The sequence below is a fragment of the Sphingomonas sp. Leaf208 genome (assembly GCF_001421415.1).
Classification (GTDB): domain Bacteria; phylum Pseudomonadota; class Alphaproteobacteria; order Sphingomonadales; family Sphingomonadaceae; genus Sphingomonas.
Map to the genome: position 1 here is coordinate 77,638 of NZ_LMKH01000006.1, position 15,259 is coordinate 92,896.

The following is a 15,259-nucleotide window of genomic DNA, read 5'->3' on the forward strand; positions in this document are numbered from 1 at the left end:
GGTGGCGACGGGGATGGGGAACAGAGTTTGGCGCGAGCTGCAAAGAGCGGAAATGACGAGGTTGCGCGTGTCATCCAACGCGCCGACATCGAAATCGTGGCAAAATCCCTGGGCATCCAGGTTGACAACAGGGGTCGGCAGCCACTTCGTGCGATCTGTCCGTTCCACGACGACAGCGATCCATCCCTTAACCTGTACAAGGGCGGCGCAGCAGCCGGCGAACGAGACCACTACCATTGCTTCGTCTGCAGCGCGCACGGCGATGTCGTTTCTCTCATTCAGAATTTCGAGCGGATAGGCTTCTGGGAAGCGGTTCAGAGGCTCGCAAGCATTCAAGGGGTGGAGATCGCGTCATCGCGGCGCGCACCCGTGGATCGCCGCAGCGGCTCGGCGATCGTCTCCGAGCTCATCGAGAACGCGCCTGTCGATGATCCAAGCCTCATCGCCTTCGCCGCTGATCGCGGTTTCGACGCTGACTTCATTAAGCGATCACACGCAGCCGTGGTCGATCTTCGAGAGATTTCCAGACAGGCTCAGGCTGACAGGACAATCGAAGAGCGACTGGTCGAAGCCGGCATTCTTCGTCGGGGTGAGAGAAAGGGCAACGAGCCGGAGCTCTATGGCCCCACCTTGAAGAGCTTCTTTGGCGGGCGACGTCTGGTCTTCAAGATCACGGACGTTCACGGCGAGACCGCAGGCTTCGCCGCCCGTGCGACGGGCGGCGACGTTCCAAAATACCTATTCTCGTACGATTTTCCGCGTCGAAGCACGTTGTACGGGCTCGACAGCATTGCTCATCACGTCCGATCCACCGCGACAGACGCCTCTGCGGGGCCCATCGAGATCTACCTGGTCGAGGGAATATTCGACGTTCTCCGGTTGCGATCGTTCGGCCTCCTAGCGGCTGGTGTCCTGGGTTCAAGGATCACATCGGGCCAGCTGGCGAACCTCAGCGGCGTCATCCAGTCCGCCCGGGATACCGGACGACAGGTCGTGCTACGCCTGCTGTTCGATCGTGACGCCGCCGGTCGGCGTGGGACGTACGACGCTGCGATCAGCTTGCTGACCTTGCTCGGTCAAACCCACCCGTTCGATCTGGAGGTGATCTGGCCGGCCGGCGACGGAGAAGCCAAGATCGATCCAGACTCGTGGCTGAAGGGGCTCGATAGAACACAGGCTCTTCAAACCCTTGCCGCCGCACGACTTCCGGCGCTGACCTTTCTTGCGGCCTTCCGCCTGGGCGCTGATCCTCACGCGATCGAATGGGAAAAGTACGGCCGACTGAAAATCGCGGCGGAGGCGCGCGCGGTCGCGCTCTCCATCCCTGGCGCACTATGGTCAAATATCCTGGCCCCGCTGGACACGGGTAGTGCGGGTGACGGCCTAGCCGAATTCTCGGCGCTGGTGCGCGGCTACGGTGGGCACGCCATCGTGCCAGGCCAATCCGCCGAACTGCTCAAAAGGTATCGGGATCCAGCCGACGACCGCGCAGACTTGCTTTCCGCGCTCACGCTCGGGCGTTCCTCGACCTCGCGTCGAGAATATCCGCTCGACGACTACGCATGGGAACGGCTGACGGTCGCGGCTTCTCCCCTGTTCCACATCCACCGGGCCAGGCTTAAAATCGGAGATGGGCCTTCGGCGCCGTTGCTATCCCGATCACTCCCCAAGGGAGATGATCGCTACCGACTCAAATCCGGCCCCGTTGCGGAGGATGCCCTACTCCAGCAATATGTGATGCTCGAGTTGCTCAGGGATCGCCTCGACTGCCAGTCATTCGCGGAGATGATTCCGGCTGTTCGATACGCACCGGAACGTGGCGCCGCTAAGGCACTCTACCGGACTGGATCCACTGGCGAACGCACTTCCCTGAGCTTCGCATATCAAATCGACATGGACATCGTGAACGGGGAACGTCCGCCACGACGCGAGGGCATCTTCCGCCCTTACTTCGAATGCTGGCGGTCATTCGTCGATTTCCTCGATGACAGTATCAAGCGCTTCGAACACGAGGACTTGCAGATCCTCCGCCTCGACATAACCGGGTTCTACGACAACGTCAGGCGTGACGTCGTCTCGGGCGCATTGGTAGGGCCGCTCGAGCACGCGCTCAATCTTCTTCCCGCAGCAGATGACGACGCACCTGGATTCGCTCCGATGCTAAGACCAGATGCGGGTCACAGCACCGCAGGCCGTGCCGAGGCCGTCACCGGTTTCCTGCTCAATCATAGCTTTGGCCTAAGCTACCTCGATCCCGAAACGGGCAAGTCCAAGATTCATGACCAGCGGCTCGGCATTCCGCAGGGCCCCGACCTCTCCGCCTATCTAGCGAACATCGCATTGTTCGACCTAGACGACATGATGGAAGCTGAGATCGATCAGCTGGCCAAGGTCGATCGTGGAAGTACGAGCGACGACGCGTCGCCAAGGTGTGCCGCTGCATATGCGCGGTATGTGGACGACGTCGTTCTGATCTGTCGCGATCTCGAGACGGCGAACGCCTTGAGGCGAAAGGTGGAGGCGTGGCTCGCGCTGAAGGGCCTTACGCTCAATCGTAAGAATGTGACCCCGCCGCCGATGACCCGCGCCGAGGCCCGGGCCTGGCTGACTGACAACAGAGCCGGTTTCGGTTTTTCGGGACCACTTGCGGACCTGCCTAACACAGACGCGATGGACCCCCTTGCGGATGCGGGCGAGATTGACCGAAAAACCGCCCTCGGTCTACTCTTCGATCCTGAGCTGGACGATCCCGCGAACGCCGACACAAGTATTGTCCGGTTAGGCATGGCGCTTAGCGCCCCGGACATACGGTTCAACGATAGAGCCAGCGCCTATCGGCGTTTTTGGTGTCTCGCCGCGAACAGACCTGACGTCGACGACGGGCAATCCCTCGCGGATGCCTTCTGGTCCATGCTTCTACAAGCCGAACCCCAAACGGCACTTTTGGCCGGCAGTGAGAAGGCTCTCGATATTGGACTGGCCTGCCTCGAAGGTCTGGATCGGGCCTTACGATCATCCACGCACATGAACACACTGGCCGAGGAAGCGTCGGAGCAGGTTGCGGCAATTCTCCTGCGGCTGTCCGCAAATGTTCTCGACGACGTTTTCACGCCGCTCGCCAGCCACGTGCTGGGCGGTTCGAAGATAGCGCTTCTGCTTAACCGGTTCGACATCAGATGTCAGACGGCGATCATCGCATGCCTGGCGGCACAGCGATTGCTAGACAAGTCTAAGCCGTTTGGATTCGCTCGGGTCAGCCCGCATTTTTCCGAGACTTGGTCGGGAGAAGGTAGGCAACCACTTCCGGAGGGACTGCGCCTCTCACTCGTCAAGTTCGATCCTGCGTTCGCCCCGGCGGCACCGCCAAGCATCCTACAGGGACAATCCAAGACAGATGCCGCCTTTGCCAACCTCAACCGAACGATCGTTGCGCTTCAGCGTGTCGCATCCCACGGGGCGGACGAGGAGCTCATCCCCTACGACGCCGCAGTCGCCGAGGAGCTCAGCCCAATCGCCAGTCTGACAAGCTTGATCATGCGGGTGTGGACACCCTCAGACGCCGGTTCTCACGTCTCCCATTCGGCGCAGGCCATCGAGCTCGATGCCGCAGCAACACTGGTCAACATCACCTACGCGAACTTCGCGGATGTCGCAGCGCGGCGGCCCAGGTTGATGCACCTCATAGCAAACACCTCCAACGCCGTGCCACTGCCCTCGCCGCCAGGCCTCGAGACTTCTGGAATCATGCTTTGGTGCGATGAGAACAGATTGCTCCTGGCAACCGCCGAAGGGGCAGACGCGGCGCCGGTCGGGACGAACTGGACGGACACCAGCACCCAGTCCGTCCCCGGGATACGACTTAGGGTTTCAGATCTTCCGGGCGACTACGTGCCTCTGTTCCTGATAAGACGAGAATGGACTCCCGGCGCGATAGCCACCGTCTACCGCGCGGGCTTTCCGGCGTTCGCCGCATCCTTGTTGACCGTGGACGGTCGCGTACCTGTACCCACAGCATTCTCGTTCTTCGTCAGAATGGCGTCGGAAGCTGAGGATCTTACTGCCGTAAAGCTCATCAGCTGGGACGCATCGCGCGACAGCGTCGATAGCCTCGCGTTCGTCCGCGCCGGCACCTCGCTTGGCGCGAAGAAGGTCTTCTTCGACGGCGCTGACTACTGGCGATATGGCTGGGCCGTCCGCGATGTCTGCGAGCGCGCCAATCTGGCGACAGATGAGGAGCCTGGCATCGATGCCGACGCACTTACAAAACTTCACCGCGACATCCAGCGCCGTGAGGCGATCGTGGTTCGAGTGCTGCCAAAGCTTTCCGGTGCAGATCGATGGGGCGCCGGCGATGTCACTGCCGAGAAACCAATACCAACCCGAGTCGAACGAGCACTAAGCCTTCTAGAGCATTTCGACGCCTCCCAATCCCCCGCAAGCCACGCAGCCTATCTCGTCGCGGCGATGGCCGAGGGCATGTACATGAGCGAGAGGATCAACTCGGACGTCAATCTCGGAACGCCCGGGCAGCCCGCGGCGCTCATGGTCCGTTCCTCGCGCCGACTGACGCGAAGTCTTCCCGAGGCCGTGAAGCTCTGGCCGGGCACGATCGACGCGCCGCTTCCATATCGGAGAAGTGCCGCAGCATGGCAAACCATAAGTGTCAAAATTGCCGACCATATCCCCGGTGTCGCCCGCAGCGCTGTTCCTCCGCTCATGAATCTTTCGCTCGGGGTCGGTATTCTCGCCGCCGTGGCCGATATCCGGGCGCTGGCGTTCGAACTGACAAGCGGCCTGCCGCGCGAAGCGATCGAGCAGTTGGAGCAGTGTGGGCTCGAGCCTTCATGGTTGAGCGATCTCGTCGGGCTTGACGTGATCCTAGTCGATGCAGACGGCAGCAATGTCGATCTCAGCCTGGATGGCCAGGCGCGCACGCTGCTCAAGACGTTCAGCCAGATCGTGCTCGGACGCAAAGGTGGCCTCGGTGCGCTGCGTGACCGCATCGCTCCGACCGGCTGGGCGGTTCTGGTCGCGATCCTCCTTCAGGTGGCGCCCTTGCGCCAGAGCAGAGAACGCCTGAGACCCCGTCTTTGGCCGATGGATGCGACCAGGCTCGCCCAAGCCGAGACCGCACTCTGCGAACTCATCCGGTTTTTCACCAGCACGTGCGAAACTCCGGAAACAGACGAGGAGTGGCCGTGGGGCGCATTCCAGGAGTTGGGACGAAACAAGCCGAGCGATCTCGCCGCCGTGCTGCGCACGCTGACCGAATGCGCTCGTCTCGACGTGACCAACGAGGAATCCTGGTCGAACCCCCGCACCGGCGAGTCGCAATCCGATCGAGCGGTCATGCGACTGGCGGACGGAAGCTCGCAGAGTCTGGCGGACTGGCAGGTCGACATCGCCCACTCGCGCGGGGAGCGAGGCACGGCGACAGAGGCCCTCTCCGTGGGGAGCCGAATGCGCTTCCGCTATTCGGTTAGCAGGCGCGAAGATCAGGTGCTCGGCATGCACCTCATCTCGCGGCAGCTCGCCGATGCCGTCTTTGGGGAGCATGGCGAGATCCCAAACACGGCAGCGACTTCCCCAACACCAATTCATGGAGGGGATCCGTTCGATGCCGGTCCGCGCAGGTCCTCATCAAACCGGGAGCGCACCGAAACGCCAGCGATCGAGATCGGAGGGGAGCCACGAGCGGATACGGAAATGGACGCAGCAGGATCGACGCCTGCTCCAACGCCAGCGTCGGTGCAACCGACAGACGCGGACGACCTCGGAATTCCGCCGCTCGAAACGCTTCGGAGAATTCAACGCTCGTCGTGGACAGCCCGAGGAAAGGACAAGAGCTTAACCGCACGCCGGATGGCCATCGTGCAGTGGGACGTTGCGGAGACGTACTCCTCGCCTGGAGACGGAGACGGCAAACTTGAAGGATTGCTGGCCCCGGCGAGCAGCATCGTTGCCGCCAAGGGAAAAATCAAAAAAGGCGGTTTGTTCGTATCGACGACCGAGTTTAGACGGCGCGCGATCCTAAGAGAGGTTCTCGAGGCTTGTAAGCAGTTCAAGGTCGAGGGGATCGTACTTCCGGAATACAGCGCCCGCCCGGAAACGGTCAACTGGCTGGCGCGCCGCATTCGAACGATGGCGCTACCCGTTACAATCTGGTCGGGCACGTTTCGGGTGCCGTCGGGCACCCAGCTCGACCGAAACTATCTGCCAAATGCACTGGTGCCGTTCGTGACGGCTGACCTCGCAACAGCACCCGCCGGCCGCGACCGCTGGGAAGCGCATACCGCCCTCCTGTCGTGCCTTCGAACTGTGGTGAGCAAGGACGGGCAAGGGATCGATTCCGCGCATTTCGTTAGACAGAAACGATATCCTTCCGCGGCGGCCGGCGAACTGATCAGACCGCCTCTAAACATGTCTTGGTCTCCGCAATTGGACAATGTGACGGATCCCTTCGACATCGGCACTTTTTCGCTCGAGCTCATTTGCTCGGAAATGTTTCCACATGCGAGCAGCGCGAATTTCGTCGGCGTCATAGAGGAAAATCACGAACTCGCGCGCCGCTATCAACTTCCGAATAGCAGTCTGGCACCATTCGAATATCTCAGCAACGACATCTACGAGTTTGCCAGATGGACCGCGTACCGAAATCCATTGACGGTAGTCGGGGATCCACATGACAAACTCGCGCGAGGAAAGAAGCTTCAGCGTACGCTCGTCGTCCTGCCGGCGATGACAGCCCGCTCCGCGGATTATCACATATTCGGGCAAAACCAGTATCTCGCGACGGGCCTGGTAACGGCATTCTGCAATGCAGTGTCCCCACCATATGGATGTGGCCAGAGCGCCTTCGTCGGCCTGGACGGCTGGAAGATCACCGAAGCAATCCGCACGCCCTACGGCTCTAAGTCTCCAGGCGTATTTCAGCTCGGCAGCAGCAAACATAGCGGTCCACTAGGTAAAAACGAGTCGGCCGTCGTCATCGCCGATCTGGACCTCCTTCGAACGACCGAGCAGAAACCGACTCCGCACTACCAGACCAAAGCATTGAAACTCGTGGCGCATCTGCCGATGATTTTTGCGACAGAACGCGGACGCGGGGGTGAGGCTGTGGGCGACTATCCGCATAAGGATCGCCGAGTTCGCAAAAAGGCGGTGAATGGGGTCGAGAAGATCTTTGAAGAAGCCGCGTACGTTCTTCTAGCCGCCCTGCAGGCTGAGGGTTCATGGCGTTCCGTCGAGAATGTGGCAAATCCTGCAACATCCCCGTCGGCGAACTACATTGGCGCCATAGATGCTACCCGTAATGCCTTGCTCCTGCTGGAGCAGTTCGTCGACGATCCTTCATGGATGGTCAAGCGAACCGCGTCGTTCGCGGATGAACGTTACAAATTCCCCCCGGTCTCGCCGCTACCTGTCCTCGTGGACTGGATCTACGTCGACGATCGCTGGCAGCCGGATCCCCGGACGCTGGCGCAGCCCGCAGGCGAAGAAGATGCGCTTACATCTGACCGGCCGGTCCTCGCGATCCCCGCATCGATGGAGGACGACCCACGTCGCGAGGCGGGCTGAACGGCTGACGGACTAATGCTAGGGGGTGAAAATGATTGATGATCCTGAAAGCGTCGTGCGAGAGCTTGAGGCGAGCGGCAAATACCGTGTGCTCCGCAGGCTCGATCTGCCTCGGCAGCTTGCGGAGAACCTCGGCACTCCAACCAAGTGCGGCATCTTCCTCGACATCGAGAGCACAGGTCTGAACCCCGTGCTGAACGAACCGATCGAGTTCGCGATGGTGCCATTCGAATATACAAAGGATGGCAGGGTGGTCGCTGTTCGCGAACCACTTCATCAGTTCAACGAACCAACGGAAGCCATCCCTTCAGAGATAACCGCCATAACCGGACTCACGGACGCCCATGTTGCGGGTCACAAACTCGATGTCTCCGCCATCGAGATGTTCGCCGCGCAGGCCGCGATCATAATCGCGCACAACGCCGCTTTCGATCGCCCATTCGCGGAACGGATCTCGCCAGTGTTTGCCGCAAAGCCGTGGGCGTGCACGATGTGCGACGTACCGTGGAAAGAGGAAGGCATCGATGGCCGTCGACTGTCGGATCTGCTCTCGAGATTTTCATATTTCTTCGACGCGCATCGCGCCGTCGACGACTGCAATGCAGGCATTGCGTTGACCACCATGACATTGCCCGTCAGCGGTCGAACGGTTCTCGACAGGCTTCTGGAGGTGGCGCGTCAGCCGACCTGGCGAATTTTTGCAGAAGGGGCCCCGTTTGAGACAAAGGAGGTTCTCAAACAGCGCGGTTACCGATGGAACACGGACGCTGCCGTTGGCCCGCGCGCTTGGCGCATCGACCTCGACGAAGCCAGAGTTGAAACCGAAATCGCGTTCCTCAAGACGGACATCCTGGGTTCGCGATCGATCCCGTCCGTGAGCGAGATAACCGCCTTCCAAAGATATTCGGCAAGAAACAGGTGAACCTCAAGCCAGTGGCTTGACCATGGCGCGAGCGCAATCGAGCCCGATCCCCTATCCACCTTCCTGGTCTCGACGATACGGCTGTTCGCCAGCAGATGAAGCTGTTGAAGGCCGTCGAGGCCGGTGCTGGCTTCCGTGCGGCAAAGCTATTGTACTGAGGGGTAGAGCTGCCACTGAGCGCTATATGAACGAACGTCTGCTTACGCTGGCTTGGCGCTCCAAAGCGGCCAGGCCGCCGTCGACCAGTACTCAACTTAACGTGTGCGTCTCATAGTAGTAAATCCGTCAATCGGAGCTCAATATCGGGCCAAGCACCTGATAGATCAACAGTTGCCAACCGAACCTGATGACCGTGAACGACATACGTCGCATCAAGCACTTGCCCCACCTGAGGATAAAGCAGCATACCGTCCGCGAGCACCAAATTCTGATTAGCGATGGCGTCGTTACGCAGATAGGCGAACAGCTGGTACAGGTTATCAGAACGAAAGCTCGGTGAACCTTGATACTGTTGGAGCGCATCGGCATAGTACTTGGTGTCTATGATGATCCGCCGGTCGGCGCTCTCAAGGTATACGTCGGTGCGCATGGCCGGGAGGCGCCCGATGCCGTTTGATGTCAGCGGTACGGCTTGCCACTCGAGCTGGTAGGGTTTGACCCGCAACGCGCGCTGGCTCACGCGGTAGTAGTTACGGATAAAATCCTCAAAAACGCGTGCCATCTTCCGCTCATCACGGAGAACGTTATGAAAGCCGTATCCCGATCCGGTTTCATCGGGGATCATGCATGCGAATGCCAACTCGCAAATCTTGAGCAGCAGATCGTAGCGCGCGTTGTTGCGATGGAGCTGAACTCGGGCAAACGCTGCCGCGCTTAACCTGATATCTGCAACATCACCCATTCGGATCCAAAGCCTGTGCAGATCTCGCGCCAGCGCCGGATCCATGCTGCTGACATTGGCCAATCGCCTCAGCGATGCTTTCAGCAGCTGATTATGCAGCAGGTCGTGGCTAAGCTCGTCATAGGTACAATGCACCCGGCGCCGATGCCGCGCCTGGAGCTGCAATGTTGGACCGAGCTCGATGAGCCCACGAATGGTGCTCAGCTCTTCTTCACGGGGCAGATACCCCCGATCAAGGCCGCGCTTGAGGAGAGATCGCGTGCCCTCAGACAGGACGCGAGCAAGTAGGTTAGGAAGGTCCGGGCTTTCCTCCGCTCCGGTCGAGATCGCCTGCGCCTCCTCGAACCGGTTCCACGCGTAGCAAAACAGATAGTAAAGGTTGCGGATTGGGATCGTTGGCTCGCTCACCAGACAGCCAGCAACCGTACTTTCCAGCGTTCGGCTTTATCCGGCGCGTCGAACCAGTATTCCTGAAGCAGTGGTACCAGCTCGGTGCGCACCACGCGACGGTACCAAGCTGCGTCACTCTCCCCGTCGCTCGGGGCGGCGCAGAAGAAACTGTGTCCGATAGCGAAGCCAGGCCCTAAGTTGATGGTATCGCCAATGATCTCGTCGTTAAGCTCGCCAACCCGGGTGCGAAGTGTGTTGCGAACATCGGCGCCAACTCCAAGTGCCTCCAGGTGCTCGTCGAACCGAGACGAGCTGAGGTTCGGCATCAACGACACAAACGCAAAACGACGGCGTAGCGCGTAGTCTACCACCGCTAGTGAGCGATCGGCGGTGTTCATGAGGCCCATGATGTACACATTCGGCGGTACGTGGAACGGTACTTTACCTGATGCTAGTGGCATCGCCCATTTCGGGTCGCGCTTATCGGGCTCGATGAGGAGCATCAGCTCACCAAGAATTTTGCTCAAATTACCCCGATTGATTTCATCGATGACGAACACGTACGTGTGCGTTGGGTCAGCTTCGGCCTTCCGGCAAAACTCGACAAACTTGCCAGGCTTAAGCTCAAATCCGTGCTCGGCAGGCCGGAAGCCCTCTACGAAGTCTTCGTAAGAGTAGGACTGGTGGAACTGAACAAAGCCGACCCTTTCTCGAGCTTCGACGGCCATGAGAGCGTAAGCGAGCCGATGAGCAGCGAACGATTTTCCGACCCCGGGCGGTCCTTGGAGGATGATGTTCCGCTTGGCTCGCCAAAGCAGTAGAATGTCCTCGGCATCTTCTCGGCTCAGGAACAGCTCCCGGAGAGCATCATCGAGCGTGTATGCCGCGGCTTCATCGCCGCCCTCTTCGAGAACAACCTGCTGCTCGTCGATGTATGGCAAATTGCAGCCGGCAAGCTCGACATAAGCACGATTGAGGATGGATCGAAGCGTCGGGGTGGCTTCGGTGAGATACGCGCCCTGGTTCAAGCTGCGCCGGCTGTTGTAGAAAAGCCCCTTCTGCCCGCTTTCAGCTAACTCTTTGAGCTCAGTCGCAAACGGCTCAGCTTCCAAAAACGCTTCGCGCGATAATGGTGGTTCGAGCTGCTGATAGTCGATCAGGGTAATCCGATACCCTGGCTGATCAGCCCAGTCGCTGCCAGCTAAGCCAACGAAGCTCTGATCGGCAGCAGTTTCGACTACCGACACACCAGCGATCGCGTGATTGTCGACAAGGTGGAACACGATGTCTCCGGGCCGGACCTCGAGCATATTGGCATAAATATTCTTGCCGTCTTTTGAGCGCTGGGGTGACCATAGAGCTTGGCCAAGTGAATGCGCTCCAGACAACCGATCCTCACGGCCATTCACGATTGTTTTCTCGATCCAGAAGCGCTTGAGGGTCACATCCGCATTGTCACCGAACTGGACAGCCCAACCGGTGCTGTTGCGGAACCAGTCCAGGTCTTGCGGCTGGTCATTAAAGGTAAAAGCGATGAGCCGATCGGCCATATCGTGGCCTGCAGAGACCTGCCAGATTGTCGACCTATAGGTGTAAAAATACCAGTCACGGGCGCTGAAGGTTTGATCCCACTCGACTTGAACCCGCTCGCCATCGCCAGGGTTGGCCGTGATCACGCCACGGGCTTTCATACGCATCACCGACACGCTGTTACCGCGGCTATCAAATGGCAGATTATGCTTTTGAACGAACGCCGCCTTGATCGCGATACGCTCGCCAGGCTGCATGGATCGGACCTGTGCAGCCTCGGCGTCCGTAGGCGTACTGATTTCCCAGATGCCTTCACGCAGGAAGCGCTCGACCTGATCTTCGCGACGGCCAAACGAGGCACCGACGAACCAGTAGAATGGCCCGGAGTCTCGGGGCGTTTGGCTTTCGATCAGTTGTGTGGTGTCAGCTGCTAGCTCATCAGGCCAGTACGCGGTCCCATTTGCAAACCGTCGGAACGCGGTAGGGGCGGCTTCAAGAGCGTCAGCAAGCACCCCTAGGGCAACAGCTGAATTTTGAGGAAGGCCGAGTTCCGTACGATCACCACCCTGCCGGACCCAAGCTGTCGGCTTGAGATTACTGATTGCGAGAATTGTCTCAGTAGCGTCGATGGCACCCCTCTTTTTGCGGCCACAGCGTATCTGACGGTTGATATTGACGTGATACCAGTCGGCACCCGCCTCGTGCAGTGTGCGGGCAATCCGGAGAAATGCATGCCGGTCGGCGGCGGACCAATTTTCCCACCAACCCGCAAAATCCTCCTTGCCACTGAAATGTACGAGCAAGCCCCCATCATCAGTCATGTCGCCATTCCAACCTTCAGTTCAGCTCTGTAAATCATCACTGGAGCTCGGGTTTGGATTGCGCAGGTGGCACCCCATAGACCGAACCCACCGCTGACTCTGGCCGCGAACCTCCCACACGAGTTGCTTCATTTCAATGCTTGAAGGTTTGCCCAGGCTGCACGGCACGGAGAGGCTGGCAGTGCTGGTTAATTTGCGGAGTAGGAGCACACCCTCCTGAGCATGGTAAGCCTGGCGCCAGTAGCTCGTTGTTATCCGACCTTTAATCAGCCACCCGCTCGAATTTCACTCCCCAAAATAGTGAGCCAATGGGTCAGCTTCCTCCTCATCAGCGAGTGATATTCTTGCACGCGCTGCCGGCGAGAAGCCGAGTTCCGACACCAGCGACCGCATAACAATTGCCTGCTTGTTGAGAACGGAGAGCCATGGGGACTGGATCGGTGTGCCGTTAGCGGTCTTGATGATGACGGGTGTGGAATTGACCATCTCGGTCGCCTTCCGATGCAGGCAAAGGGCAATGCACCACGTCTCAAGCACGGGACCATCGCTCGCTTTCAACAGACCCCTGGGGGCGTGCTGTATCGCATAGACCCAGATGGCCCGCTGCTGGTCGTTGAAGTGGCCGGGCGCGTCACTCAGCTCACCCATCGCGACCGGTTCGTTTTTGCGCTCGTTCAGACGGTAGTGCTGACCGTCGACCAGCTTCAACTGGGTTGGCTTGCGTTTGCGGCCCGAGTTTCCGTTTCCCGCCATTATCGGCTGCTCGACCCGATACGCTCATCCGCGATTTCTGAGAACGTGCGACCGTCCTCGGCGAGCGTTGCGCAGCCGCTGGTGAAGTCCTGCCAACGACGCACAATCACATCAACGAACCGCGGATCCAACTCACAGAGCCTGGCCTCCCGGCCCAGCGTCTCACAGCAAATCAACGTCGACCCCGAACCGCCAAACAGATCAAGCACGACGTCGCCGGGCTTGGTCGAGTTGCGCAGCATGCGAGCGATCAGTTCAACCGGCTTCATCGTTGGATGCTCAGCCGAGCGCGTTGGCCGATCGATCCACAAAACCGTAGGTTCGAGGGGGCGAACGTTCAGGTCGGTCCCAGAAACAATAAGGGACTCATTGCCTACCCTGACCAGGACGGTTCCGTCCGCATTTTGCGAGAACACAGACCCGCCGAGCTCACGGATGGTCGTTGCCTTACGACCACCATACCACCGATGCCGTGCCCCTGGCTTCCATCCATACAGTACCGGCTCATGCTGCCACTGATAATCGGACCGGCCGAGTACCAACGCGTTTTTACGCCAGATCAAGCAGCCGGATAGTTTGAAGCCCGCTGACCGAAAGGCAGAGCGAAATGCCAAACCTTCGGTATCGGCATGGGCGACGTAGCACGCAGCACCTGACTGAAGGACATCGAACGCAACGGTCATGGCTTGGGTCAAGAATGTTTGGAACAGTTCCCCTTCCATGCTGTCATTTGCGATCTTGCCGGCTTTTCCGCGGTAATCGACATTGTAGGGCGGGTCGGTCCAGCATGCGTCAGCCAGGTGTCCTGCCATGAGCTCGGCAACATGCGCCGCTGACGTGCTATCACCACAAATCACTCTGTGGACGCCAAGCTGCCAGACATCGCCAATCCTCGACACCGGAGTGGGCGCAAGGTTAGGCGCGTCGTCAGGATCCGTTAGATACTTCGATGCGGCAGGATCCATCGCCTCGAGCTCGTCGCCGGTAAAGCCCGTCAAATCCATGTCGAACCCAAGCTCAACGAGGTCCTTTAGCTCTGCAGCTAGCAATTCCTCATTCCAGCCTGCGTTGAGCGCGACTTTGTTATCAGCCAGCACATAGGCTCGGACCTGGGCGTCACTCCATCCGACCGCCTCGAGGGTCGGGACCTCAGTCAGGCCTAGCTGCTCGGCCGCTAGCAGACGGCCGTGACCTGCGATGACACCATCGGTCTCCGCGCGCACCAACACTGGGGTGGTCCATCCGAACTCACGAATAAGCCGAGCAATCTGTTCAACCTGCTCTACGGAATGGGTGCGAGCATTTCGCGCATAAGGCACCAGGTCGGCTACTCGTCGCATCCGGGGCCGTGACGACGGCCAGCCATCAGAACCGGAGTTGTTGGTCGTCTCGGACGCTGACAAGGCGGTGTTCGCGATCAGCTTATTCGACTTACGTCTTGTCGTGGGATTCGTCATTTGACCCCCCTTCCATTTTTCGCTTTCAGACAAAATTATGACCCACGCCGGTGTCCAGCGTGCGGCGCCAGCCTTTGGTTTAGCCCCCTCACCGGGAACGCGCCTTTGCTTCCGCGATGAGAGGTGCAACGCAATCTCCAATGCTCATCCCCTCGGGCGGTCTGGCAGCGTGCCGCTTACTTCCTGATTCACTTCCCAGATTCTGTCGGTCAACCTGACCGGCTTCGACTGTCCAACCTGACGGCATGAGCGTACGATTTGGCCGTACGGGAGCCCGAGTTATCCACAGGTTTATGCACAGTTGGTAAGTGTTGGTTCGGCGCGTGCGCGGCGTGCAAATGATTTGCTTGATGTACGAACGTTCTTTGAGATGATCGATCGCACGTGACGCAGTGCTTACGCTGAAACCGCACCGATCTGCCAAAGTCTGCTCTGATGCATAACAACGAAGCGATCTGTTGCCGAGACGAGCCATGATCAGCAGCATGTGGTTAGCTGGCGCGTTACCGGTATCCACGTCGAATGCGAGATCAAGCGCGCGCGGTTTTTTCCGCAGCGGCGCAAAGCTTGAAATCTCCCGACTTTGCGCCGGCGCTGCGGAACCGGCCGCGGTCACTTCGACGCTCCGTAAATTACCGGAAGCACTAGGCCATCTCGCTCGAACGCTTCGATGTCGCTTACCCGATAAACTACGCGACCGCCGATCTTGATGTAGGGTGGGCCTTTCTTCTCGTAGCGGAAGCGTTCGAGCGTACGCGGGCTAAGCTTCCACCGACGGGCGAGCTCCACCTGCAGCATCATCTCACAAACTGAGGTGGCCCCCTAAATGACCTGACAGGGCCCCGCTCTTAGATAAGAGTGAGGCATATGACTGACGGTACGACCAGGCGTTACAACGATGGCGAGG

Annotated in this window: 8 protein-coding genes; 2 read left to right on the plus strand and 6 right to left on the minus strand. The window is 59.4% G+C overall.

Annotation, left to right across the window (positions count from 1 at the left end):
• Positions 1 to 27: 27 nt before the first annotated feature.
• Positions 28 to 7,578, plus strand: a complete 7,551-nt coding sequence (locus ASE69_RS05110) for a CHC2 zinc finger domain-containing protein (protein ID WP_056483944.1) — start codon at positions 28 to 30, stop codon at positions 7,576 to 7,578.
• 31 nt (positions 7,579 to 7,609) lie between these two features.
• Positions 7,610 to 8,500: a 3'-5' exonuclease gene (locus tag ASE69_RS05115; RefSeq protein WP_056483948.1), complete on the plus strand. Its 891-nt coding sequence runs from the start codon at positions 7,610 to 7,612 to the stop codon at positions 8,498 to 8,500.
• 268 nt (positions 8,501 to 8,768) lie between these two features.
• Here the strand turns inward: ASE69_RS05115 and ASE69_RS05120 are convergent, their stop codons facing one another.
• The 6 genes from ASE69_RS05120 to ASE69_RS05140 form a co-directional block, all read right to left on the minus strand.
• Positions 8,769 to 9,809, minus strand: a complete 1,041-nt coding sequence (locus ASE69_RS05120; RefSeq protein WP_056483950.1) for a 5-methylcytosine restriction system specificity protein McrC — start codon at positions 9,807 to 9,809, stop codon at positions 8,769 to 8,771.
• Positions 9,806 to 12,142 (minus strand): AAA family ATPase, encoded by a 2,337-nt coding sequence (locus ASE69_RS05125; RefSeq protein WP_056483953.1) that lies wholly within the window; start codon positions 12,140 to 12,142, stop codon positions 9,806 to 9,808. Before ASE69_RS05125 ends, ASE69_RS05120 begins: the two co-directional genes overlap by 4 nt.
• A gap of 285 nt (positions 12,143 to 12,427) precedes the next feature.
• Positions 12,428 to 12,895: a phage terminase small subunit P27 family gene (locus tag ASE69_RS05130; protein WP_056483956.1), complete on the minus strand. Its 468-nt coding sequence runs from the start codon at positions 12,893 to 12,895 to the stop codon at positions 12,428 to 12,430.
• Complete coding sequence (locus ASE69_RS05135) at positions 12,895 to 14,352, minus strand: site-specific DNA-methyltransferase (protein ID WP_156362158.1); 1,458 nt, start codon at positions 14,350 to 14,352, stop codon at positions 12,895 to 12,897. Before ASE69_RS05135 ends, ASE69_RS05130 begins: the two co-directional genes overlap by 1 nt.
• A gap of 88 nt (positions 14,353 to 14,440) precedes the next feature.
• Positions 14,441 to 14,839 carry a helix-turn-helix domain-containing protein gene (locus tag ASE69_RS23350; RefSeq protein ID WP_082452893.1) on the minus strand — a complete coding sequence of 133 codons (399 nt, stop codon included), beginning with the start codon at positions 14,837 to 14,839 and terminating at the stop codon, positions 14,441 to 14,443.
• Positions 14,840 to 14,964: 125 nt separating this feature from the next.
• Positions 14,965 to 15,153, minus strand: coding sequence for a helix-turn-helix transcriptional regulator (locus tag ASE69_RS05140; protein WP_056483962.1), 189 nt, complete (start codon positions 15,151 to 15,153; stop codon positions 14,965 to 14,967).
• Positions 15,154 to 15,259: the final 106 nt, after the last annotated feature.